Annotated in this window: 21 protein-coding genes, 2 tRNA genes and 2 pseudogenes; 17 read left to right on the forward strand and 8 right to left on the reverse strand. The window is 65.3% G+C overall.

Annotation, left to right across the window (positions count from 1 at the left end; all coding sequences use genetic code 11):
- Positions 1-54 precede the first annotated feature (54 nt).
- Positions 55-885 carry a 23S rRNA (guanosine(2251)-2'-O)-methyltransferase RlmB gene (gene rlmB / locus I6F28_RS10430; protein WP_036010853.1) on the reverse strand — a complete coding sequence of 277 codons (831 nt, stop codon included), beginning with the start codon at positions 883-885 and terminating at the stop codon, positions 55-57.
- A 207-nt stretch (positions 886-1092) separates the two neighbouring features.
- Between rlmB and I6F28_RS10435 the strand changes: the two genes are divergently transcribed.
- A tRNA-Tyr gene (locus tag I6F28_RS10435) sits at positions 1093-1178 on the forward strand.
- Positions 1179-1304: 126 nt separating this feature from the next.
- Here the strand turns inward: I6F28_RS10435 and I6F28_RS10440 are convergent.
- From I6F28_RS10440 to I6F28_RS10450, 3 genes are all read right to left on the reverse strand, one after another.
- A complete protein-coding gene (locus I6F28_RS10440) occupies positions 1305-2336 on the reverse strand; it encodes an LLM class flavin-dependent oxidoreductase (RefSeq protein WP_225139851.1) in 1032 nt (343 codons plus the stop codon).
- Between the two features lie 95 nt (positions 2337-2431).
- Positions 2432-3412: an NADPH:quinone oxidoreductase family protein gene (locus tag I6F28_RS10445; protein WP_225139852.1), complete on the reverse strand. Its 981-nt coding sequence runs from the start codon at positions 3410-3412 to the stop codon at positions 2432-2434.
- Between the two features lie 56 nt (positions 3413-3468).
- A complete protein-coding gene (locus I6F28_RS10450; protein WP_225139853.1) occupies positions 3469-5526 on the reverse strand; it encodes an ATP-dependent helicase in 2058 nt (685 codons plus the stop codon).
- Positions 5527-5648: 122 nt separating this feature from the next.
- On the opposite strand from I6F28_RS10450, the gene I6F28_RS10455 reads away from it, so the two are divergent.
- Complete coding sequence (locus I6F28_RS10455) at positions 5649-6242, forward strand: TMEM175 family protein (RefSeq protein WP_225139854.1); 594 nt, start codon at positions 5649-5651, stop codon at positions 6240-6242.
- On the opposite strand, the gene I6F28_RS10460 is transcribed toward I6F28_RS10455, so the two are convergent.
- Positions 6209-6583, reverse strand: coding sequence for a YciI family protein (locus I6F28_RS10460; RefSeq protein ID WP_036027698.1), 375 nt, complete (start codon positions 6581-6583; stop codon positions 6209-6211). The two genes, I6F28_RS10455 and I6F28_RS10460, sit on opposite strands and share 34 nt — an antisense overlap.
- Before the next feature lie 211 nt (positions 6584-6794).
- Between I6F28_RS10460 and I6F28_RS10465 the strand changes: the two genes are divergently transcribed.
- Both I6F28_RS10465 and I6F28_RS37750 read left to right on the forward strand, forming a co-directional pair.
- The gene (locus I6F28_RS10465; RefSeq protein WP_225139855.1) at positions 6795-6980 is read left to right on the forward strand and encodes a hypothetical protein; all 186 of its coding nucleotides are present in this window, start codon (positions 6795-6797) and stop codon (positions 6978-6980) included.
- Positions 6981-7007: 27 nt separating this feature from the next.
- A pseudogene (locus I6F28_RS37750) lies at positions 7008-7267 on the forward strand (hypothetical protein).
- Positions 7268-7278: 11 nt separating this feature from the next.
- On the opposite strand, the gene I6F28_RS10475 reads toward I6F28_RS37750, so the two are convergent.
- Positions 7279-7449 (reverse strand): hypothetical protein, encoded by a 171-nt coding sequence (locus tag I6F28_RS10475; protein WP_225139857.1) that lies wholly within the window; start codon positions 7447-7449, stop codon positions 7279-7281.
- Positions 7450-7859: 410 nt separating this feature from the next.
- Here I6F28_RS10475 and I6F28_RS10480 point away from each other — a divergent pair.
- The 3 genes and pseudogenes from I6F28_RS10480 to I6F28_RS10490 all read left to right on the forward strand — a co-directional run.
- Positions 7860-9605: pseudogene (locus tag I6F28_RS10480) on the forward strand (ATP-binding protein); the annotation flags it as partial.
- A 329-nt stretch (positions 9606-9934) separates the two neighbouring features.
- Positions 9935-10008, forward strand: a tRNA-Gly gene (locus I6F28_RS10485).
- Between the two features lie 7 nt (positions 10009-10015).
- On the forward strand, positions 10016-10231 hold the full coding sequence (locus tag I6F28_RS10490; RefSeq protein WP_225139858.1) for a hypothetical protein: 216 nt from the start codon (positions 10016-10018) through the stop codon (positions 10229-10231).
- 135 nt (positions 10232-10366) lie between these two features.
- On the opposite strand, the gene I6F28_RS10495 is transcribed toward I6F28_RS10490, so the two are convergent.
- Complete coding sequence (locus tag I6F28_RS10495) at positions 10367-11230, reverse strand: formate/nitrite transporter family protein (protein ID WP_036010870.1); 864 nt, start codon at positions 11228-11230, stop codon at positions 10367-10369.
- 153 nt (positions 11231-11383) lie between these two features.
- On the opposite strand from I6F28_RS10495, the gene I6F28_RS10500 reads away from it, so the two are divergent.
- From I6F28_RS10500 to I6F28_RS10535, 8 genes are all read left to right on the forward strand, one after another.
- Positions 11384-11836, forward strand: a complete 453-nt coding sequence (locus tag I6F28_RS10500; protein ID WP_036027682.1) for a DUF2231 domain-containing protein — start codon at positions 11384-11386, stop codon at positions 11834-11836.
- A complete protein-coding gene (locus I6F28_RS10505) occupies positions 11833-13167 on the forward strand; it encodes a PQQ-dependent sugar dehydrogenase (RefSeq protein ID WP_225139859.1) in 1335 nt (444 codons plus the stop codon). Before I6F28_RS10500 ends, I6F28_RS10505 begins: the two co-directional genes overlap by 4 nt.
- A gap of 61 nt (positions 13168-13228) precedes the next feature.
- Positions 13229-13444, forward strand: coding sequence for a hypothetical protein (locus I6F28_RS10510; protein WP_036010879.1), 216 nt, complete (start codon positions 13229-13231; stop codon positions 13442-13444).
- A 13-nt stretch (positions 13445-13457) separates the two neighbouring features.
- Complete coding sequence (locus I6F28_RS10515) at positions 13458-13628, forward strand: hypothetical protein (RefSeq protein ID WP_167361681.1); 171 nt, start codon at positions 13458-13460, stop codon at positions 13626-13628.
- 287 nt (positions 13629-13915) lie between these two features.
- Positions 13916-14743, forward strand: a complete 828-nt coding sequence (locus I6F28_RS10520) for a 3-oxoadipate:acetyl-CoA acetyltransferase (protein ID WP_036027676.1) — start codon at positions 13916-13918, stop codon at positions 14741-14743.
- 132 nt (positions 14744-14875) lie between these two features.
- Complete coding sequence (locus tag I6F28_RS10525; protein ID WP_036027674.1) at positions 14876-16078, forward strand: MFS transporter; 1203 nt, start codon at positions 14876-14878, stop codon at positions 16076-16078.
- Between the two features lie 180 nt (positions 16079-16258).
- Positions 16259-17488: a CaiB/BaiF CoA transferase family protein gene (locus tag I6F28_RS10530; protein WP_036027673.1), complete on the forward strand. Its 1230-nt coding sequence runs from the start codon at positions 16259-16261 to the stop codon at positions 17486-17488.
- A gap of 338 nt (positions 17489-17826) precedes the next feature.
- On the forward strand, positions 17827-18042 hold the full coding sequence (locus tag I6F28_RS10535; protein WP_036010888.1) for a hypothetical protein: 216 nt from the start codon (positions 17827-17829) through the stop codon (positions 18040-18042).
- Positions 18043-18345: 303 nt separating this feature from the next.
- Here the strand turns inward: I6F28_RS10535 and I6F28_RS10540 are convergent, their stop codons facing one another.
- Positions 18346-19008, reverse strand: coding sequence for a TetR/AcrR family transcriptional regulator (locus I6F28_RS10540; protein ID WP_036027671.1), 663 nt, complete (start codon positions 19006-19008; stop codon positions 18346-18348).
- Between the two features lie 207 nt (positions 19009-19215).
- Between I6F28_RS10540 and I6F28_RS10545 the strand changes: the two genes are divergently transcribed.
- Together I6F28_RS10545 and I6F28_RS10550 are read left to right on the forward strand one after the other, a co-directional pair.
- Positions 19216-20451: an acyl-CoA dehydrogenase family protein gene (locus I6F28_RS10545; RefSeq protein WP_036027669.1), complete on the forward strand. Its 1236-nt coding sequence runs from the start codon at positions 19216-19218 to the stop codon at positions 20449-20451.
- Positions 20452-20582: 131 nt separating this feature from the next.
- Positions 20583-21641: a phosphotransferase family protein gene (locus I6F28_RS10550; RefSeq protein ID WP_036010960.1), complete on the forward strand. Its 1059-nt coding sequence runs from the start codon at positions 20583-20585 to the stop codon at positions 21639-21641.
- Positions 21642-21700: the final 59 nt, after the last annotated feature.

A 21700-nucleotide genomic window follows, 5' to 3' on the forward strand; every position in this document is an offset into this window, starting at 1 on the left:
CGGGCAAAACAGGCGTAGTCTAGCATCGTCCGGATATGCGCGGCGCCTAAAGCGCTAGCGCTTCATCAGCCCCAGCCGGCTCGCGCCGACATAGAGCGAGAGTACGGCCGCATTTGAGACGTTGAGGCTCTTGATCTCGCCGGGCATGTCGAGCCGCGCCACGACGCTGCAGGTCTCGCGCGTCAATTGCCGCAAGCCTTTGCCTTCGGCGCCGAGCACCAGCGCGAGCGGCTCGCGCAGTGTGACGTTCGAGAGGTCCTCGGTACCTTCGCTGTCGAGACCGACGGTCTGGAAGCCGCGCTCGTTCAACGCCGTTAAGGCGCGGGCGAGATTTTGCACCGTGACGACAGGCACAAGCTCCAGCGCGCCGGAGGCGGCCTTGGCGAGCACGCCCGTCGCCTCGGGGCTGTGACGCGCGGTGGTCACGATCGCCTTCACCGCGAAGGCCGCTGCAGAGCGCAGAATGGCGCCGACATTGTGCGGATCGGTGATCTGGTCGAGCACCAGCACCATGCCTTCCTGCTTGAGCGTCTCGATGTCCGGCGAGGGCAGGGGATCGGCCTCGGCGAGCAGGCCCTGATGCACGGCGTCGGGCGAGAGCAGGCGGTCGATCTCCTGGGGACGGACGATCTCGGGCGCGATGCGGGTCGCGATGTTTTCGTCCGCCAGCCGCCGCGCGGCGTTCTCGGTTAGCGTCAGCTTGCGGATCCGCCGCTGCGGGTTGGCGAGGGCCATCGTGACGGTGTGCCAGCCATAGAGAATGACGGGCCCGTCGGGGTGCGAATCGCGTTCGCGCCAAGCCGGCCGGCCGGTCGATTTCCCTGGTTTGTTGAAGGGCTTAGCCCCCCTGCGGGGGCCCCTCGGGGCGAATTTTTTGTCCTTCATGGGCTCGCTTGTGTCACGGGGACCCCAATATGGCAATTTGAGTGGCTTCGAGGGCGATTTTAGCTGCTTGCCTCGGTTGACTTTGCCCCACCGCTTCGCCCATAAACGCGCCCGGTCGCGCCCCGATACGGGTTGCCGCGGCCTTCACGTTCCATGGCCGTCTTCGGTCCGCCGGCAAGGTCCGGCCCGATTGTGCTGCCGTCGAGCGGGGGAGTGTCCCGAGTGGCAAAGGGAGCTGACTGTAAATCAGCCGCCTCATGGCTTCGCAGGTTCGAGTCCTGCCTCCCCCACCAGCCTTCGCTCGCTTCGCGAGCTACGGCTAGGCGGGCCAGCATAAGTGTTCGTGGCGCGAAGTGAGCGAAGGCTGTCGCGCCGTAGCCGCAGGGCGTAGGCGGACCGAGACGGTCTCGAAAGCACGCTTACCCCATCATCTCCCGCACCATCGGCACCACCTTCCGCCCGTAGAGCTCGATGCTCCGCATCAGCTTCTCGTGCGGCAATGGCCCCGCCGAATACTTCAACTGAAACCGCGAAAGCCCGAGCGCCTTTGCGGTCTTCGCGATCTTGCGCGCCACCGTTTCCGGCGCGCCGACATAGAGCGAGCCGTGCTCGGCCTCATGGACGAACTCGTCGCGTCCCATCGGGGGCCAGCCGCGCTCCTTGCCGATGCGGTCGCGCATCGCCTTGTAGTCGGGCCAGAGCTCCTCGCGCGCCTGCGCGTCGGTCTCGGCGACGTAGCCCGGCGAATGCACGCCGATCGGCTGGGCCGGGCGACCGAACTCCCTGAAGGCCCGATGATAGAGCTCGACATAGGGCGCAAAGCGCGCTGGATCGCCGCCGATGATCGCCAGCATCAAGGGCAGATCGTAATGCGCGGCGCGCACCACCGATTGCGGACTGCCGCCGACGCCGATCCAGGTTTTCAGCTTGCCGTTCTCGACCGGCGGATAGACCAGCTGATCTTTCAGCGGCGGACGCAGCTTGCCTTGCCAGGTGACCGGCTGCTGCGACAAGAGCGCGGCGAACAGATCGAGCTTCTCCTCGAACAGCTCCTCATATTTGCGCAGGTCGAAGCCGAACAGCGGGAAGGATTCGGTGAACGAGCCGCGGCCGAGGATCACCTCGGCGCGTCCGTTCGAGACCGCATCCAGCGTGGCAAAGCGCTGGAACACGCGGATGGGATCGTCCGAAGACAGCACCGTCACGGCCGAGCCGAGATGGATGCGCCTGGTGCGCGATGCGATCGCCGCGAGCACGGTCTCCGGCGAGGAGATCGCGAAATCGGCGCGGTGATGCTCGCCGAGACCGATGAAATCGAGACCGAGCTCGTCCGCCAGCACCGCTTCGTCGACCACGTTGCGGATCACCTGCGCATGCGGAATCATGTCGCCGGACGCATCTCTTGTGACGTCGCCAAAGGTATCCAGTCCGAATTCGAGCGGTGCGGTCATCGATCAAGTCTCTGTGGGAGGATCGGCCACATCTAAGGGACCGCAGCCCGGTCACAAGCGCACGTGCGGAAATGCTCGGTTTCCGTTTGTGGATCTTATCGCCCGATGCGCACCACCATCTTGCCGAGCGCAGCGCGCGTCTGCATCGTCTTGAATGCCGCGCGGAAATCCTCGAAGGCGAAGACTTGGCCGACCACGGGCTTCAACTGGCCATCGGCAAGCCAGTCCGTCAATTGTGACATCAGGCGCTTCTGCACATCGGGCTCGCGCGTTGGAATCTGCGCAAGATCGACGCCGAGCAGAGCGCCGCCTTTCAGCAGCGGTAGATTGAACGGCAGCGCGGGGATGGTGCCGGCGGCAAAGCCGACCACGAGATGACGGCCGCGCCAGGCGATGGAGCGAAAGGCCTGCACCGAGATCTCGCCGCCAACGGGGTCGAAGATCACGTCGGCGCCGTGTCCTGCCGTCAAGTCCTTGAGCGTGTCACGCCAGCCGGCCTGCGTATAATCGATCACTGCATCGGCGCCATGCGCCTGCGCGAACTCACGCTTGTCCGGCGTCGACGCCGCTGCGATCACGCGGGCGCCGAGCAGCTTTCCGATCTGGACGGCCGCAATCCCAGTGCCGGCGGCGGCACCCAGCACGAGAAGCTGCTCGCCTGCGGCCAGCGAAGCGCGCGCGCCCAGCGCATAAAGGGCCGTCAGGTAATTGGCGCGAAACGAGGCGGCGACCTCGGCTGCGACGCCATCCGGCAGGGGATGGACCGCTTCAGGCCTAACGACGATCTCTTCGGCCAGTGCGCCCGATCGCGTCATGCCCATCACGCGCATGCCGGGTTGGTAACCGCCCGGTGCGCCGGGCGCGTCCGTCACCACCCCCGCGAACTCCGTCCCGGGAATGAAGGGCAGGGGGTCCTTGGTCTGGTAGCGTCCCTCGATCTTCAGCCCGTCGACGAAGCCAATCCCGGCAGCTTCCACCCGGATGCGCAGCTGTCCCGCCTCCATGGACGGAGGCGGTACGTCCTTCAGCTCGATCTGATCGATGGGGGCGTATTGCTCGACGACAACGGCTTTCATGTCGGACCTCTGTTGTTCCAGTTATCCTGACAGGTCTCGACACTAGCCTCTTGTGTCTACCGCCACATCCCCCGCATCCGCGCCCCGATGTCGATCTTCGGCCCCTGCGCCGCGGTGCGCGCGGCACCGCTTGCTGCCTTCGGCCAGGCGGTGCGCTCGAACAGGTAGACCAATTGCTCCGGGATGAAGCGGGTGCGCGAGGCGTAGACGTGGCGGTCGCCCCTGGCGGCCTGGCCGTGCACGAAGAAGCGCTGCGGCACGACGAGGTGGAGATCGTCCTTGGCGCGGGTCATCGCGACATAAAGCAGGCGGCGCTCCTCCTCGAGCTCGGCGCTGGTGCCGGCGCCGAGATCGGACGGCATGCAGCCGTCGACGACGTTGAGCACGAACACCGATTTCCACTCCTGGCCCTTGGCGGAGTGGATGGTGGAGAGGATCAGGTAATCCTCGTCGCGCAGGGGTGGCCCTGATTTGTCGCTGGTCGCATCCGGCGGATCGAGCGTGAGCTCGGTCAGGAATTTCTCGCGAGAGGCATAGCCGCTCGCGATCTGCTCGAGCTGCATCAGATCGGCGCGGCGCGTCTCGGCATCCTCGTGCATGCGATCGAGATGCGGCTCGTACCAGAGCCGCACCCGTTCGAGGTCGACGGGCCATTCCGAATAGCGCAGGTTTTCGACCGTGCGGACGAAACAGGTCCAGTCCTCGCCGGTGCGCGCCGGCCCCGGCAGCCGGCCGAGCGCGGCAAGCGGGTCGGTGCTCTCCGCCATCTGGTCCAGCACGCGCTGTGCGGTCGCAGGCCCGATACCCGGCAGCAGGTGCAGGATGCGAAAGCCGGCGACGCGGTCGCGCGGATTCTCGGCGAAGCGCAACACGGCCAGCACGTCCTTGACATGCGCGGCATCCAGGAATTTCAGGCCGCCGAACTTGACGAAGGGGATGTTGCGGCGGGTCAGCTCGATCTCCAGCGGACCCGAATGCGAGGACGTCCGGAACAGCACCGCCTGGTGCTTGAGCAGCGCGCCTTGCTCGCGGTTCGCCAGCACCGCCTCGACGATGTAGCGCGCCTGGTCGGCCTCGTCGTGCACGGTGACGAGCTGCGGCTTCTGACCTGAGGTGCGGTCGGTCCAGAGGTTCTTGGTGAAGCGCTCGCGGGCGAGGCCGATCACGCCGTTCGCCGCCGACAGCACCGCCTGCGTCGAGCGGTAATTGCGGTCGAGCGTGATCATCTCCGCGCGCGGCGAGAAGCTCTGCGGAAAGTCCAGGATGTTGCGCACGGTGGCGGCGCGAAACGAATAGATCGACTGCGCGTCGTCGCCGACCACGGTGAGGCCGCGGCCGTCGGGCTTGAGCGCCAAGAGGATCGAGGATTGCAGACGGTTGGTGTCCTGATATTCGTCGACCAGCACGTGGTCGAAGCGGCCGCCGATCTCCTGAGCGATCAGCGCATCGCCCATCATCTGCGACCAATACAGCAGCAGATCGTCGTAATCGAGCACGTGCTGGGCCTGCTTGGCCTCGACATAGGCGGCGAACAGACCCTTCAGCTCGGCGGCCCAGCCCGCGCACCAGGGAAAATGCTGGGCGAGCACCTTCTCGATCTCCATCTCGGCATTGACGCAGCGGGAATAGATCGACAGGCAGGTGCCCTTGGCCGGAAAGCGGCTCTCGGTCTTCGACAGGCCGCGCTCGTGCCGGACCAGGTTCATCAGGTCGGCAGAATCCTCGCGGTCATGGATGGTGAAGGCGGGATCGACCCCGATCCGCTCGGCATATTCGCGCAACAGCCGCGCGCCGATGCCGTGGAAGGTGCCGGCCCAGGTCAGCGCATCGCGCATGATTGCGGCGTTGTTCTCGCCCAGCACCTTGCGCGCGATGCGCTCGACCCGGCCGGCCATCTCCGCCGCCGCGCGTCGGGAGAACGTCATCAGCAGGATGCGGCGGGGATCGGCGCCTGCGACGATCAGATGCGCGACGCGGTGGGCGAGCGTGTTGGTCTTGCCGGAGCCGGCACCGGCGATGACGAGCAGGGGGCCGCCCACGATTGCGCCGTCGGCCACGCCATGCTCGACGGCGCGGCGCTGCTCCGCATTGAGCGTGTCCAGATATGTCGCCACGAATCGCCCCGGTGAAAGGATGAGACTCGGCGATCCCGGCGCGAATCGCAATGCGGCTGGACGGAACTGGAATTAGGATTTAGGGGGAAGACAGCCCTTTGGTTCCAGCACCCCATGGCGAGATGACCGAGCTCAAACCCGAACAATTCGAGATGCGGCGGCTGGAGTCGCTCAGCAACACCATTTTCGGCGTCGCCATGACGCTGCTGGCTTACGATTTGCCGAAGGCGGCAGTGTTCAGTGGCGCGCCCGACTGGAACGATCTCGCCCGGGTGTATTCCGGCAAGCTTGCCGGCTTCGCGCTCAGCTTCATCATCGCCGGGGTGTTCTGGATCAGCCATCACCGCCGGCTGGCACGTCAGCCCGTCGGCAGCCGTGGCATGGTGGTCCTCAACCTTTTCTTCCTGCTCTCGATCGTGCTGCTGCCGGTCACCAACGGGCTCTACACCAACTACGCCATGAGCAGCGCGGTGGCGGTGCTCTACGGCCTGCACCTGACCACGATCGGCGGCCTCAATGCCTTGCTGTGGTGGACCATCCTGCGCGGCTGGAGCCGCGAGATCATGGCTTCGCTGTTTCCGGTCGCCGTGTTCATCCCGGGCACCATCGTTGCGGCGTTTGCGCCGCATATCGCGCCCTACGTCTGGTGTTTTGCCTTTGGCGGCCTCCTGATCCAGCGCTTCTATGTCGCGCCGAACCCATCGGCCGGCACGTAAAGCTTGACCGGGCGGATCTCGTACACCGCCGTCGGATTGACCGCGCGCAGCTTCCGCGCCGCTTCGATCGCTTCCTCCTCGGTGGCGCATTGCATCAAGTGGAAGCCGAGAAGCTGCTCCTTGGTCTCGGCAAACGGCCCGTCCAGCACCATTCCCGCGCCGGGGCCGCGCAAGGTCCGGGCCTTGCGGGTCTCATCCAGCCGGGCCGCCGGACCAAACTGCCCGCTGGCCCGCAGCGGCGCCTGAACCTCGATGACCTTGGCGACGACCGCGGCATCCTGCTCCGGTGTCCAGGACAGGACCTCGTCTTCCACGTGATAGGCCAGGATGGCGTACAGCATCGTCACCTCGTTCTTTTCTGCTTTTGTTTCTGCGCAAGTCCTGAGGACGTGGCACGGCGGCCCGTGCCGACACTTCCGAAGCAAAATATTGCGTGGCCCGCAAGCGGCGAAACCGTCCTGAAACCCGATTGCGTCCTTGCCCATGTGAACGCCGCCGGAACTGGTCGCGACTGATGGACCATAAACAACAAGTTCTTTGCTGGAGGCGGCAATGTCGGGTCAAACCATCAAGATCATCTGCGACGCGCGGCGGACGGAGCAGTCGGAGCCGGCCGATCTGCACGACCAGGCCGGCCATCACCGCTATTACGGCAGCTCGGCCGAGAACGGCGGCGAGCGGATCGTCGAAAGCCGACGCGGCAAACGGCGGCGCGCGTTCAACTTCTTCGGGTTCTGAAGCCTTGCGGCAAGGCCGGCGTTCGAAATGGACGTTCTGCAGATATCGATCGGCGATGCCGTTCCTGCTCGCGCTGATGAGCCGGACCTCCAAGGCCATCGTCCCGTGCCTTCTGACCAGAGGTTATGTTTGAGCATGATCTTTTCGGAAAACCGCTACACACTTTTCCGGATCATGTTCTGGTCACGGTGCTGCTCGGCGAGGAGCCGCACCGCGCGGTCGTGGCCTGGTGCGTCGGCATGCTGATCGCCGCCGTCGCGCTGCGCGAGCGGCTTCGCGCCGGCTGACGCCGCATTCGTCATTGCCCGCTCAAGACCTGCTTGACCAGCGCCTCGCGCAGCGAGGCCAGCTCGCCGCTCGCCTGCATCTGAGCGATGACCTTGCCGACCTCAGGCACCAGATCGCGATGACGTTCATGCAGGTAGTGGTTGCAGGCGATGCGCGCCAGCCGGATCGTGTCCTGCGCCAACGCAGGTCAGTGGCGAGCAGCGACAGGCAGGCGACGGCTAGCCGCCAAAGTTGGCGCCTGCACACCCGGTCGCAACGATCATTGCGCGCTCGTCCCGCGAGCCATACCGGACTTTCACCGATGACATTTTAGCACGAGCAGTGATAATTTGCCCAGCAGTGCCGCTGCGGGGGCGGAAGACGTGACTTGCCGACTTCGAGCTCGCGGGCCGACGGGACGTCGCTTGCATCGGGTGACGAGACGGGCGCGTCTCAGCCCACGGATTGCTCGAGACTGCAACCGCTCGACCGCAGCAGCGAGCCGCCATTTCGGGAACATGGTGCATGGCCAACGCAGCTGACGAGGACGCCAAGCGCAGCCACGCCATCGCGCCGACGGCGGCGAAGCCTGGTCTGACCGACATCGAGACGCTTGCGGCCATCGCCGAGTACGTCAGCAAATACAGCCTGACCCGGCCCCCACCGCCGTTACGCCTGGAGCGCCGGCCGCCCTCCGATGCCGACGAGCTGGACAAGGTGATCGAGGCTTTCAACGCGATGTGCGCGAACCTCCAGCAGGCCTATGGCGAGCTGCGCGAGGCCAATGCCAATCTCGAGCGCGATTTGACCATCCGCCGGCGCGCCGAAGCGGAGGCGCGGGCGAGCGAAGAGCGTTTCCGCGACTATGCCGAAACCGCGTCCGACTGGTTCTGGGAAACCGGGCCGGACCACTGCTTCACCTATCTCTCTGACCGGGTGATTGCCTTCGGCATGGATCCCAAAGTGCGGATCGGCACGCGTCGCATCGATACTGCGCTCGATCGGGATACCGAGGCCGAGAAATGGCGCGCGCATCTGGCGACGCTGGACCGTCACGAGCCGTTCCGCAAATTCGAGTATCGCGGACGCGACACGCGCGGGCGGATGCATCATTTCAGCGTCAACGGCAAGCCGGTTTTCGACGACGATGGACGCTTCCTCGGCTACCGCGGCTCCGCGACCGACCTCACCGCGCAGCACGAGATCGAGGAGCGGCTGCGTCAGTCCCAGAAGATGGACGCGATCGGCCAGCTCACAGGCGGCGTGGCGCACGATTTCAACAACGTGCTCACGGTTATCACCGGTACGATCGAGATCATCCAGGAGGGGCTTGCGGACAAGCCCGAGCTGGCCGCGATCGCGCAATTGATCGATGATGCGGCCGCGCGCGGAGCGGAGATCACCTCGCAACTCCTGACCTTCGCGCGCCGCCAGCCGCTGGAGCCGCGCGAGATCGACGTCAACGCGCTCGTGGTCGAGACCGCGAAGCTGCTGAGGCCGATGCTCGGCGAGCAAATCGAGATCGAGACGCGGCTCGCCGACGAGGCCTGGTCCGCGATGGTGGATCCGTCGCAGCTGTCCTCCGCGATCGTCAACCTCGCCGTCAATGCGCGCGACGCGATGCCGGGCGGCGGCAAGCTCACCCTCGAAACCGCGAACCGCGAGCTCGACGGCACGGGGACCGCTGGTGAGGGCGTGCGCGGCGCCTTCGTGATGGTTGCAGTCGGCGACACCGGTCACGGCATTCCGGCCGATATCCGCGAGCGTGTTTTCGAGCCGTTCTTCACGACCAAGGGGGTCGGCCGCGGCACCGGTCTGGGGCTGAGCATGGTCTACGGCTTTGCCCGCCAGAGCGGCGGCACTGTTGCGATCGAAAGCGAGGAGGGGCGCGGCACCGTGATGCGGCTGTTCCTGCCGCGGGCAAAGGGCGAGGCGGTGGCCAGGACGGCGCCGGTTCAAGCGCCCGCCACGGCGCGCGGGCGGGAGACGGTACTCGTGGTGGAGGACGATCCGCTGGTCCAGGGCTATGTCATCGCGCAACTCGGCGGCCTCGGCTACCGCACGCTCGCTGCGAGCGACGGCGCGTCCGCGCTGGCGCTGGTCGACCAGGGTGCCCGATTCGATCTGCTGTTCACGGACATCATCATGCCCGGCGGCATGAACGGGCATGAATTGGCCGAAGCCGTCAGGCTCCGCCGGCCGGGCGTGAGGGTGCTCTACACCTCCGGCTATACCGACAACACCATCGTCCACGACGGACATCTCGATCCCGGCGTGGCGCTGCTGTTCAAGCCATACCGCAAGGCGGAGCTGTCGCAGAAGATTCGCGAGGTGCTTGCCGGCGAGCCGCCCGCCTGAGCCGCGGCGACAGACGAAAAAGGCGCGGCGGGGAAGCCCCGTCGCGCCCGATTTCTTGCTCGCTGGTCCAGGGCTGAGAGCGCCCCGATGCCAAGCCCTACTCGAAGCTTAGCGGGCGATCCCAGCGAGGTGACAGCGCTTGAGATAAGACACTGGATCACCTCCTTTCGTTGGTTTCGGAAGTCTTCAATATAGGCGGCGATCCCGCCGCTGTTAAGGGGCGGCGGGTCCGCAGGAACCCGGGTGGTTCGCAAGGCCGCCGAAGACGCCGGAAAGCGACCTCCTGGGCAGTTGAGACCGCAGCCCGGCCGTGTTAGGGAGCCCGTAACGCGGGTGTAGCTCAATGGTAGAGCAGCAGCCTTCCAAGCTGAATACGAGGGTTCGATTCCCTTCACCCGCTCCAGAACCTGTTGGACGCGATATCCCAGCAGGGCGTTTCCTCGATAGCCGCCCGTGGCTTGACGGCCGATCAGCTATTCCTCGTCCCTTCGCTCGCGTTCCTTCCGTGCGCGATCGAGCGCGCCGCCTTGAGGCTGTCCGCTGACCTTCACGCCGGGGAGATGATCGACCTTGTTCTTGTCGGCCTCGTCGCCGCGCTGAAGTTCGCGATCAATGATGTCGCGTGATCCTTCGGCCGGTTCCTGTCGAATGGGCTCTTGCTCTCGATGCTCATGAATGATCCTGCTTGACCGCGTTGATTGCTAGGGCAAACCCAGCTCTGCGCTATCGTTCCTGTCCAAAGCAGCCGCTTCGTGCAGGCTCTATCCCCTGTGGTTATCGATTTCGGCGGCGACCTGTCCGTAGTTCAGCAGCGCAACCAGGGTCGTTCCGCCGATAATATTGCCGAGTAGCGTGGGTATGAAGAAGTCGGAGGCATATTGGCTGAACGAGGCCAGGCCGCTCTGCACCAGAAAGGCGCACTCGATCGAACCCGCGACGATGTGCAAGAACTGGCCGAGTGCGACCACATAGGTCATCACTACGATGATGTGTGCGCGCGAGCCTTTGGCAGCCGGAAGAAGCCAGGCCATCGAGGCGATCAGCCAGCCGGCGAAGATGGCCCTGACGAAGGTGCTCGAGAACGTCCCCTCGATCGTCGGCCGGCTGAGATCGATGAAGGCGTCCACGATGCGAGGTTCGAAGATGCTGGTGCGAGCGAGCACGGAGGCGGCCGCCCAGGTCCCTGCGATATTCGAGGCGAGAACCAGGATCCAGAGCTTGAGCACGCTTGCCAAGGTGCCGAGATCCCTGTTGTGCAACAGCGGCAGGATCGGTGTCAGCGTGTTCTCGGTAAAGAGCTGTTGTCGTCCCAGCACGACGACCAGGAAGCCGACGGTGTAGCCGAGCGGAGCAACCAGGCGGCGGGTCGCCTCATCCGAGATCAGCGCATGCAACTCGCCCTGAACGATTAGCGACAGGCTTATCGAAAGGCCGGCGGCAAAACCGGACAGCACGATGGCCCACCATCGCCGCTCCAGCTCCTGCTCGCCTTCGGCGCGGATCGTCTCATGGATCAGCGCGGCGCTTGGCCTGCTCTGGGATTCGATCTGCCTGGTCTGGCGCCGCGACACGCCGTCGAGCTTGGATGCTGGGTTGAATGAGGCGCCGTCGCCAGACTGATCCACGCTGCGGTCTCCGAAAGGCTGATCCAGTCAAGACTTCCGGATGTCCCATTCAGTTCCCCTTGCGCGGTGCAGGCGCGGTGCAGCACGCGGAGGAACCTTCGTCATGAGCAGGAGTTCGCCGTGGGGGCAAGGGTGAAAGTCACGAGGCCAACCGTGCAATACGACGTGCGCGTGCGTTCCACCGCGCAGATCGCGGGTCATCCGATTCATCCGATGCTGGTGCCGATCCCGATCACGTGTTTCGTCGGGGCGCTGCTGACCGACATCGCCTATGTCGCCAGTGCCGAGATCATGTGGGCGAATTTTTCGGCCTGGCTGCTGCTCGCCGGAATCGTCTTCGGCGTGCTGGCGGCGATCGCGGGCCTGATCGACTTCCTCGGCAATCGGCTGGTGCGGGCGCAGGCGCCGGCCTGGCCGCATCTGATCGGCAATGCCGTGGTGCTGATCCTTTCGATCGTCAATCTGATGATCCACATGCGCGATGGCTGGACTTCCGTGTGGCCGAGCGGGCTCGCCTTGTCCGCGCTCACAGTGCTGATCCTGCCGATCACGGGGTGGCTCGGCTGGGCTCTCGTCTATCGCCACGGCGTGGGAGTTGCACGATGATATCTGCGATGATCCGCGCGCTGTTGTGCGCGTCGCTGCTGGGGCTGGCCGGCTGCAATGACGGCAGCGGCGATCCCAAGGCGCAGGTCGGCGCCAATCCGGCACTTCCCGAAATCCAGCAATATCTGCTGCCGCCGGTCCACATTGCCCGCATCGTCGGCTGGAAGAAGGACGAGACGCCGACGGTCGCGCAGGGCCTGCAGGCCAAGGCCTTCGCCACCGGCCTGCAGCACCCGCGCTCGCTCTACGTTCTCCCCAATGGCGACGTGCTGGTGGTGGAATCCAAGGCGCCGAAAGGCGCTCCGATCAAGCGGCCCAAGGAACTCGTGATGGGCGTCATCCAGTCCTGGGCGACCTCCGGCGGCGACAGCGGCGCGAGCAACCGCATCACGCTGCTGCGCGACAGCAACGGGGATGGCGTGCCGGAGACGCAAAGCATCTTCCTCGACCATCTCAACTCGCCGTTCGGCGTCGCGCTGGTCGGCAACTATCTCTATGTCGCCAACACCGACGCCATCGTCAGATATCCCTACACCGAAGGGGACACGAAGATCACCGCGCCGGGCACGGTGCTGACGCCGCTGCCGGGCGGTCCGATCAACCATCACTGGACCAAGAGCCTGGTCGCCAGCCCCGACGGCTCGAAGCTCTACGCCGGCGTCGGCTCCAACAGCAACGCCGCCGAGAGGGGCATGGAGGCCGAGCACAATCGCGCCGCCATCCTCGAGGTCGATCGCGCCAGCGGCCGCTGGCGCGTGTTCGCAAGCGGCCTGCGCAATCCCAACGGCCTTAGCTTCGAGCCGCAGACCGGCGCATTGTGGACGGTGGTCAACGAGCGCGACGAGCTCGGTCCCGATCTCGTGCCTGATTACATGACCTCGGTGAAGGACGGCGGCTTCTACGGCTGGCCCTACAGCTATTTCGGCCAGCACGTCGATCCCCGCGTCAAGCCGGAGCGGCCGGATCTCGTCGCCAGGGCGATCGTGCCGGATTATGCGCTGAGCTCGCATGTCGCCCCGCTCGGGCTCGCCTTCAACACCGGCACCAGCCTGCCGGCCGCCTATCGCGGCGGCGCCTTCGTTGGCGAGCACGGCAGTTGGAACAGGCAGGTGCTGAGCGGCTACAAGGTCGTGTTCGTGCCGTTCAAAGACGGCAAGCCGAGCGGCCCGCCGCAGGACGTCGTCACCGGGTTCCTCAACAGCGACAATAAGGCGCGCGGCCGCCCCGTTGGTGTTGCCATCGACAAGATCGGCGCGCTTCTGGTTGCGGACGACAGCGGCAACACGGTCTGGCGAGTGAGCGCGACCCATCCGCAGCTGACGCAACGTTAAGCGCGCAGGCGCGTTGTCGTGCAGACCTTTTTTCTGAGATCTAGAGCCAGGAGTTTGGACAATGGGCCTTGCGCAATATGCCATCGTGCCGGTGCGGGACGAATGGGGCGTGCTGCACGACGGCGACGTCAAGAACACCTACGCCACCAAGGAAGCCGCGTTCGAGTCCGCAGTCGCCGCCGCATCCCTCGCGCTGCGTGAGGGACATGAAGTTCAGGTCAGCGTGCCCGGCCGCGAGGCGGGAGGCAACGCGCTCGGCGTCCGGGACAACGCTTGAGAAGGAAGACGCGATGACCAAGCCCCGTGAGCCCAACGGCGTCGAGCCATCCCGCTCCGAGGACGACATCCAGCGCGACCAGCTCGGCCCGCGCGGCGTGCCGGGCGCGCCGGATCCGGCCAAGATGACGCCGCAGCGCGAGAAGAAGACGCCGAAGCACGTGGATCCCGGCCACACCGCGTGAGGGGGCTCCGCTGCGGCCAACCGACCAGACGATCAATCGCCCGCGGCGGGCGGCACTCCTCCGTCATTTCCGTAGCGGCCTTTGAATCGAGGTAGTCGCCTCGAGGTCATCGCGCGCGCCGCCGCCAGCCGAACGGCTACAGCAGGCCGGGCGACCGCACTTCCGACCTGATTCGGACGAAAAGGCCCTGTCGCTGCGATCGACGAATGTTGCGGCGACAGGGTTTCACTTGTAGCAAGACTGGCCGAACGTTATGCGCGCGAGCGCAAAGATCATGAGGTCGCTGGATGAACCCCGCTGTCATTGCCGTCGCCATCACCGGCTCCGTTCCGCGCAAGAAGGACAATCCGGCGGTGCCGATCCTGCCCTCGGAGCAGATCGAATCGACGCACCAGGCCTTCGAGGCGGGCGCCACGCTTGCGCATATCCACGTCCGCAACGACGACGAGACGCCGTCCTCCGATCCCGAGCGTTTTGCCCAGGTGCAGGAGGGGATCAAAAAGCATTGTCCTGATATGATCGTCCAGTTCTCGACCGGCGGGCGTGGCCGTGATCCCTCGGCGCGCGGATCGGCGCTCTACCTCAAGCCCGACATGGCCTCGCTCTCCACGGGATCGGTGAACTTTCCGACCATCGTCTACGAGAACAGCGCCGCGCTGGTCGAGACGCTCGCCACTAGCATGAAGACGAACGGCATCCGGCCGGAAATCGAGATCTTCGATCTGTCGCATCTGCATGGCGCCCGCCGCCTGATCGATGCGGGCCTCATCGACGCGCGTCCGCACGTGCAGTTCGTCATGGGCGTTAAGAACGCGATGCCGGCGGACGAGCATGTGCTCGACATTCTCCTGGGCGAGCTCAGGCGGCTGATCCCGAAGGCAACCTGGACCGCAGCCGGAATCGGCCGCCATCAGGCCGAGGTCATGGGGTGGGCGCTCGCCCGAGGGGCGGACGCGGTCCGCACCGGGCTCGAGGACAATATCCGCATCGACAAGACGCGCCTCGCTGCCAGCAACGCCGAGCTCGTGACCCTGGCCTGCGAGGCGGTCGCGCGCCACGGCCGGCGCGTTGCGACCGCGACTGAGGCGCGATCGCTACTCGCCATGGCAGGGTAGGGCGACTTCCTCGTCCTCACATGCTCCCGGCTGCCGCCTGCCATTCGGCGGCCGGCGTTCCCGTGCGCCGTTTCTCCGAGTAGACAGGTGCTACAGGCGCAATCTGCGCCTGCCGGGCAGGCGACGTTTGGAATGCAGTTCTTGAAATATGACGGCAGGCTCATCGGGGTCTTGCTGATGCTCGCCACCACGCAGCTGGTCGGATGGGGCACGATCGGGCTTCCCGCCATCGTCGGGCGCGATCTCGCCGCCGATCTCGGCATGAGCCTGCCGGCGGTGTTCGCCGGCACGTCCGTTCTCTACGTCTCGATGGGGCTGTGCGGTCCGTTGCTCGCCAAGTCGTTTGCGCGGCATGGCGCGCGGACGGTGATGATGGTCGGCACGATCGTCACGGCGCCAGGCTTCGTGCTGCTGTCGCTGGCGCGCGAGCCGATGCTCTATTTCGCCGCGTGGATCGTCCTCGGCATCGCCGGCAGCGCCACGCTGTCGACCGGCGCCTATATCATGCTGAACGAGATCGCGGGGCGGCAGGCCAAGAACGCGATCGGCGCGCTGATGCTGGTGACGGGCCTGTCCAGCAGCATCTTCTGGCCGACGACCTCGTTCCTGAGCGGTCACCTCGGCTGGCGGGGGACGTGCCTGGTCTACGCCGCGATGATGCTCCTCGTCAGCCTCCCGCTCTATGCGTTCGGCGCGCCGCGCCGAAAGATCGCACAGGACGAGGGCACCGCGCCGGCGAAGCGGTCGCCGCCGCCTGCCATTGCACGGAGCACGTTCGGCCTCGTCGTCGCCGCGATCACGCTGAACGCCTTCGTCAATTTCGGCGTCAGTGCGATCCTGATCGAGCTGTTGCGGGCGGAGGGGCTGGTGCCGGCTCAGGCGCTGGTGTTCGGCTCGATGCTGGGCGTGATCCAGGTCAGCGCCCGCGGGCTGGATTTTCTCGGCGGCGGACGATGGGACGGCATCACGACCGGGCTCGTCGCGGGCAGCGCATTGCCGGTCGCCATGCTGCTGCTGATGTCGAGCGAGGGCGCCACGTGGGCGGTCGCGGTCTTCATCCTGCTCTATGGCGCCGGCAGCGGCGCAATGGCGGTGGCGCGGGCGACCATCCCGCTGGTGTTCTATGACCAGGCCGAGTTCGCCAAGGCGATGTCGATGATCTCGCTGCCGCTCAACCTCGCCTCCGCGATCTCACCGCCGCTGCTCGCGGGCCTGCTGACGGAGTTCGGCAGCCGTGCTGCGCTCGGTCTCACGCTGGTGTTCTCCTGCGCGACGGTGCTGATCCTCGTTCTGCTCGCTCGCCGCCGGCCGCGACAGCCGGCGGTCGTGACCTGAGCCGATCAAGCAATATTCGCGGCGCGGAAAGTTTGCGGACGGCGATCACCTCCGGCCCGGCAGGAGATAGCCGTATGCCGCCAGTGCAGTGCTCAGCGTGCGAAAATGGTGGTATCGGCAGGGAGCGCAGCCTCGCGATCCCGCCGCCGCGCCAAGGTTAGTTCCCCGGAGGAAATCGACATGTCGGCCCTGCCGCTCTCAGGCATCAAGATCCTTGACCTCACCCGCGTGCTGGCCGGGCCGCTGTCGGCCCAGATGCTGGGCGATCTCGGCGCGGAGGTGATCAAGATCGAGCGGCCGGGCACCGGCGACGACGCGCGCGCTTTCGGTCCGCCTTACCTCGCCGACCCCGAGGGCAAGGCCAACAACAACAATTCGTTCTATCTCTGTGCCAACCGCAACAAGAAGTCGGTCACCGTCAACATCGCCAAGCCCGAAGGGCAGGCGATCGTCCGCGAGCTCGCCAAGGACGCCGACGTCTTCATGGAGAACTACAAGGTCGGCGATCTCAAGCGCTACGGTCTCGACTACGAGACCATCAAGGCGATCAATCCCCGCATCATCTATTGCTCGGTGACCGGCTTCGGCCAGACCGGACCTTACGCGCCGCGCGCCGGCTACGACGCCATCCTGCAGGCGATGGGCGGCCTGATGAGCGTCACCGGCCATATCGACGGCGAGCCCGGCGAGGGCCCGATGAAGGTCGGCCCCTCGATCGTCGACTACATGACCGGCATGAACGCCTCGATCGGCATTCTCTCGGCGCTCTACCATCGCGATGCCAATGGCGGGCAGGGACAGCACATCGACGTCTGTCTGTTCGATACCGTGATCGCATCGCTGTCGCACTGGCTCCAAATTTACCTTGTCAACGGCAAGACGCCGCCGCGCCGCGGCACCTGGGGCAATGGCGGCATGCCCGCCGGCGTGTTCCGCTGCGCCGACGGCGAGCTGATGCTGGTGGTCGGCAATGACGGCCAGTTTCAGCGCACCTGCGCCGTGCTCGGCGAGCCCGAGCTCGCGAACGATCCGCGCTTCGTCAAGAACAACGACCGCGTCGTGCACGGCAAGGAGATCATGGCGATCTTCGCCGGCCTGTTCCTGAAGCAAAAGGTAGCCTACTGGCTGGAGAAGCTGGAGGAGGCGGGGGTGCCCTCAGGGCCGATCAACAATTTCGAGCAGGTGTTCTCCGACCCGCACGTCCAGTCGCGCGGCATGCGCGTGAAGGTCAACCATCCCTTCGAGCCCGATCTGTCGCTGGTCCGCAACGCGCTGACGCTCTCGGAGACCCCGATCAAGGACTACCGCGCCCCGCCGCTTCTGGGCGAGCACACCCAGGAGGTGCTCGGCGGCAAGCTCGGCTATGATGCCGGCAAGATCGAGCAGCTGAAGGCGCAGGGCATCATCTAGATTCGACGAAGCGGCGCCGGCTTTCCCTCTCCCCTTGTGGGAGAGGGTGGCTCGCCGCAAAGCGGCGAGACGGGTGAGGGGTTCTCTCCGCGTGCAAAGCTGCAGTCGAGTTCGTCGAGAGAACCCCTCATCCGGCGCTTCGCGCCACCTTCTCCCACAAGGGGAGAAGGGAAGAGGGCCGCGCTTGTGGAAACGGCGAGAAAATCGGGGCGCCATGCCGGGGCTTGCGTGAAGCTTGCCCGCAATCCCCAGCTAATCCCGGTCCGTAGTCGCACAGGCTTCCGCTTTGCCTCCGACTCTGATTCGATCTCTCCACTTGAGTTCGGGGAGGGAAGTGAGTGTCCTACACGATCGGGTTCCAGGCCAAGGACCAGAAGGCCATTCTGGCGACCGAGGCGGCCACCGCCAATCAGGCCGTCGCCATCATTGCCGCGCTGCGGCAGAGCGCTGACGAGATCAAGTTCATCCGCTCGCCGCAGGAAGGCGAGATGGGCATCGAAATGCTGCTGCTGCTCGCCAAGGAAGAGGCCGAGGAGATGCCGCAGCGGGCGTAGTCCCGCCCACCAATCATTCTTCGACCAGATCGACTGCATCGCCTGTTGTGAGGTGAATGGCGCTGACTTCACCTCTCCCCGCTTGCGGGGAGAGGTCGGATCGCCTCGGCGATGCGAAAGCATCGTCCGGTGCAATCCCGGTGAGGGGGTACAGGTCTCCCCGAAGACCGCACGGGTGGAGAGAGGCCCCTCACCCCAACCCCTCTCAGCGCGAGCAAAGCTCGTCGCGGCCCCGTAAGAACGGGGCGAGGGAGCGCACCGCGAATGCAGCTTCCAGCTCCGTACCGTCAACGCCCATCCGCGCTAACGCGCCGCCACCTTTGAAGAGACCTTCGGCTCCATCCGTCCCGCCGTCAGCGCCATCGTCGCCACGCTGACGACGCGCGTGACCACATCCTCGACGTCGTCGAGGTCGCATTTGCCCTCCGAAAGCTTGGTCAGCCGCTCGCTCTCACGGATGGTGTGATGCGCCATGGCGAGCGCGAAGTTGAGGCCCCAATAGATATCGACGTCACTGCGGTCGGGCAGGGACCGCCGCATCGCGCCGACGAATTTGCGCAAATGGTCGATCTCGCGGTTCTTGATGCGCCGGATCGGCGGCACGGATTCGATCGAGGCGCGGATCATGAAGCGCGCGGCGGTCGAGCGCTGGTTCTCCGGCCCCAGGCAGCCGCGCAAGGTCGGCCCGACCAACGCGCGCAGGATGACCTCGATCGGCGCGCGGCCGCCGCCTTGCTCCTCCGCCGCCTTCAACTCGTGCAGGCGCTCGCGGTTGGTGGCGATCGACCGCGTGACAAACAGTTCCGCGATCAGCTCGTCCTTTGAGCCGAAATGATAGTTCACCGCGGCGAGGTTGACGCCCGCCTCCGCGACGATGTCGCGCAGCGTCACGTCGCCGAAGCCGCGATCGGCATAGAGCCGCTCGGCGGCGGCGAGAATGGCAGACCTCGTATGATCGCTGGCCATGGATGCTCTCGGGGAGGGGAGTTGCAATTCAAACAGTTGTATGAAACTATCGTTTGAAGGTCGGGAAAAGTCAATCCGCAATCGGGACTCGTTCGCAACTGCAGCCGGGTTTCGACAGGTCCGCAAGGACGCGCATTCGCGCTTGCGGGCCGCGCAAAGCGGGAGGACAGTCCGGGCAAAAGGACCAGTGAGAGAGAGGAGCGTCGCATGGACTTCGATATGTCGCCCAAGCAAAAGGAATGGCTCGACCGCGTGCGGTCCTTCATGGCCAAGCACGTGCGCCCGGCGGTGCCGATCTACGATCAGCAGGACAAGAGCGGCGACCGCTGGAAGGTGATCCCTGTTCTCGAGGACCTCAAGAAGAAGGCGAAGGCCGAAGGCCTCTGGAACATGTTCATGCCGCCGTCCGAGCATGAGGACGATGAATTCCGCGGCGCGGGACTGACCAATCTCGAATACGCGCTTTTGTCGGAAGAAATGGGCCGCATCACCTGGGCCTCGGAAGTGTTCAATTGTTCCGCGCCCGACACCGGCAACATGGAAGTGTTCATCCGCTACGGCACCAAGGAGCAGAAGCGGAAATGGCTGCGGCCGCTGATGGACGGTGAGATCCGCTCCGCCTTCCTGATGACGGAGCCGGCGGTGGCCTCGTCCGACGCCACCAACATCGAGACCCGCATTGAGCGCGACGGCGACCATTACGTCATCAACGGCCGCAAATGGTGGTCGTCCGGCGTCGGCGATCCCCGCTGCAAGATCGCGATCCTGATGGGCAAGACCGATTTCAAGGCCGCCAAGCACCAGCAGCAGTCGCAGATCCTGGTTCCGCTCGACACGCCCGGCATCAAGGTCGAGAAGATGCTGCCGGTGTTCGGCTTCGACGACGCCCCGCACGGCCATGCCCAGGTGCTGCTCGAGAACGTGCGCGTGCCGAAGGAGAACATCCTGCTCGGCGAAGGCCGCGGCTTCGAGATCGCGCAGGGCCGCCTCGGCCCGGGCCGTATCCATCACTGCATGCGAACCATCGGCAAGGCTGAGGAGGCGCTGGAGAAAATGGTGAAGCGGCTTGCCTCGCGCACCGCGTTCGGCAAGAAAATCGTCGAGCACAGCGTGTGGGAGCAGCGCATCGGCGAGGCCCGCACCAACATCGAGATGACGCGTCTTCTGTGTCTCAAGGCGGCCGACATGATGGATAAGGTCGGCAACAAGACCGCGCAGGCCGAGATCGCCATGATCAAGGTCGCTGCGCCCAACATGGCGCTGAAGATCATCGACGAGGCGATCCAGGCGTTCGGCGGCGGCGGTGTGTCGGACGAGGCTGGCCTTGCCAAGGACTACGCCCACATCCGCACGCTGCGGCTCGCCGACGGCCCGGACGAGGTGCACAATCGCGCCATTGCCAGGCTCGAACTTCGGAAGTATGCAAACTCTCCCAATCACTAAGCGGGGGAGCCCTGCGGCGCTCCCGACTTGAAGAAACGACGGGACATGATCCAATTGCGGTAACCGCTTGACGCAAGTGCGTTAGCGGTTACCGATTAGGATCATGTTCGGACTGAAGAGGGAGCGTGACCGTGGCTGACGGCGTCAGGAAAGACGAGGAGTTTTCGGGCACCAAGCCGGTCGAGGAGCGGCATCGCTTCGACGAGATGCGGCTCGAGGCCTGGATGCGCGAGCACGTCGAAGGCTTCGAAGGCCCGCTTGTGGTGCTGCAGTTCAAGGGCGGGCAGTCCAACCCGACCTATCGCCTCAACACACCGAACCGCTCCTACGTGATGCGCCGCAAGCCGTTCGGCAAGCTGCTGCCCTCGGCGCATGCAGTCGACCGCGAGTATCGCGTCATCGCGGCGCTTGGCAAGCAGGGCTTTCCGGTCGCGCGCGCCTATGCGCTGTGCCAAGACGACGGCGTCATCGGCGCGGCCTTCTACATCATGTCGATGGAGGAGGGGCGCGTGTTCTGGGATCCGACGCTGCCGAGCCAGGAGCCGGAAGCGCGGCGCAAGATCTTCACCAGCAAGATCGAGACGCTGGCCAAGCTGCATATGTTCGACCCTGTTACCATCGGGCTCGGCGACTTCGGCAAGCCTGGCAACTACTTTGCCCGCCAGATCGATCGCTGGACCAAGCAATATCGGGCCTCCGAGACCCAGCACATTCCCGAATTCGAGAAGGTCGCCGAATGGCTGCCGAAGACGGTGCCGGAGCAGGCGCGCGTCTCCATCGTCCATGGCGACTATCGCCTCGACAACATGATTTTCCACGCGACGGAACCGCGCGTGCAGGCGGTGCTGGACTGGGAGCTGTCGACGCTCGGCGATCCCATGGCCGATTTCACCTATCTGTTGATGCAATGGATCATGCCGGGCCTTGACGGTGCCGACCTCAAGGCGCTCAATATCCCGAGCCTCGAAGAGGCCGCGCAGATCTATTGCAACGTCACAGAGATGACGGTGCCCGATCTCAACTGGTACTTCGCCTACAATTTGTTCCGTCTCGCCGGCATCACCCAGGGCATCGCCGGCCGCGTCCGCGACGGTACCGCCGCCAACGCCAAGGCGCTCGAATCCGCCAAGCGCACCGTGCCGCTGTCAAAGGCCTCATGGGAATACGCGCAGAAGGCGGGGGCGGTGTAGGAAGAACAAAGGCGCGGCTGATGGCCGCGCCCTTTTTTGTTTTGGTAAGCGCTGCTCCA

The organism is Bradyrhizobium sp. NBAIM14, from assembly GCF_020193895.1.
GTDB lineage: Bacteria > Pseudomonadota > Alphaproteobacteria > Rhizobiales > Xanthobacteraceae > Bradyrhizobium > Bradyrhizobium yuanmingense.

Bases quoted from the DNA above. Each gene is read 5' to 3' on its own strand.
- rlmB (WP_036010853.1), bottom strand. From the start codon at position 885: ATGAAGGACAAAAAATTCGCCCCGAGGGGCCCCCGCAGGGGGGCTAAG.
- I6F28_RS10440 (WP_225139851.1), bottom strand. From the start codon at position 2,336: ATGACCGCACCGCTCGAATTCGGACTGGATACCTTTGGCGACGTCACA.
- I6F28_RS10445 (WP_225139852.1), bottom strand. From the start codon at position 3,412: ATGAAAGCCGTTGTCGTCGAGCAATACGCCCCCATCGATCAGATCGAG.
- I6F28_RS10455 (WP_225139854.1), top strand. From the start codon at position 5,649: ATGACCGAGCTCAAACCCGAACAATTCGAGATGCGGCGGCTGGAGTCG.
- I6F28_RS10460 (WP_036027698.1), bottom strand. From the start codon at position 6,583: ATGCTGTACGCCATCCTGGCCTATCACGTGGAAGACGAGGTCCTGTCC.
- I6F28_RS10465 (WP_225139855.1), top strand. From the start codon at position 6,795: ATGTCGGGTCAAACCATCAAGATCATCTGCGACGCGCGGCGGACGGAG.
- I6F28_RS10505 (WP_225139859.1), top strand. From the start codon at position 11,833: ATGATATCTGCGATGATCCGCGCGCTGTTGTGCGCGTCGCTGCTGGGG.
- I6F28_RS10510 (WP_036010879.1), top strand. From the start codon at position 13,229: ATGGGCCTTGCGCAATATGCCATCGTGCCGGTGCGGGACGAATGGGGC.
- I6F28_RS10515 (WP_167361681.1), top strand. From the start codon at position 13,458: ATGACCAAGCCCCGTGAGCCCAACGGCGTCGAGCCATCCCGCTCCGAG.
- I6F28_RS10520 (WP_036027676.1), top strand. From the start codon at position 13,916: ATGAACCCCGCTGTCATTGCCGTCGCCATCACCGGCTCCGTTCCGCGC.
- I6F28_RS10525 (WP_036027674.1), top strand. From the start codon at position 14,876: ATGCAGTTCTTGAAATATGACGGCAGGCTCATCGGGGTCTTGCTGATG.
- I6F28_RS10530 (WP_036027673.1), top strand. From the start codon at position 16,259: ATGTCGGCCCTGCCGCTCTCAGGCATCAAGATCCTTGACCTCACCCGC.
- I6F28_RS10540 (WP_036027671.1), bottom strand. From the start codon at position 19,008: ATGGCCAGCGATCATACGAGGTCTGCCATTCTCGCCGCCGCCGAGCGG.
- I6F28_RS10545 (WP_036027669.1), top strand. From the start codon at position 19,216: ATGGACTTCGATATGTCGCCCAAGCAAAAGGAATGGCTCGACCGCGTG.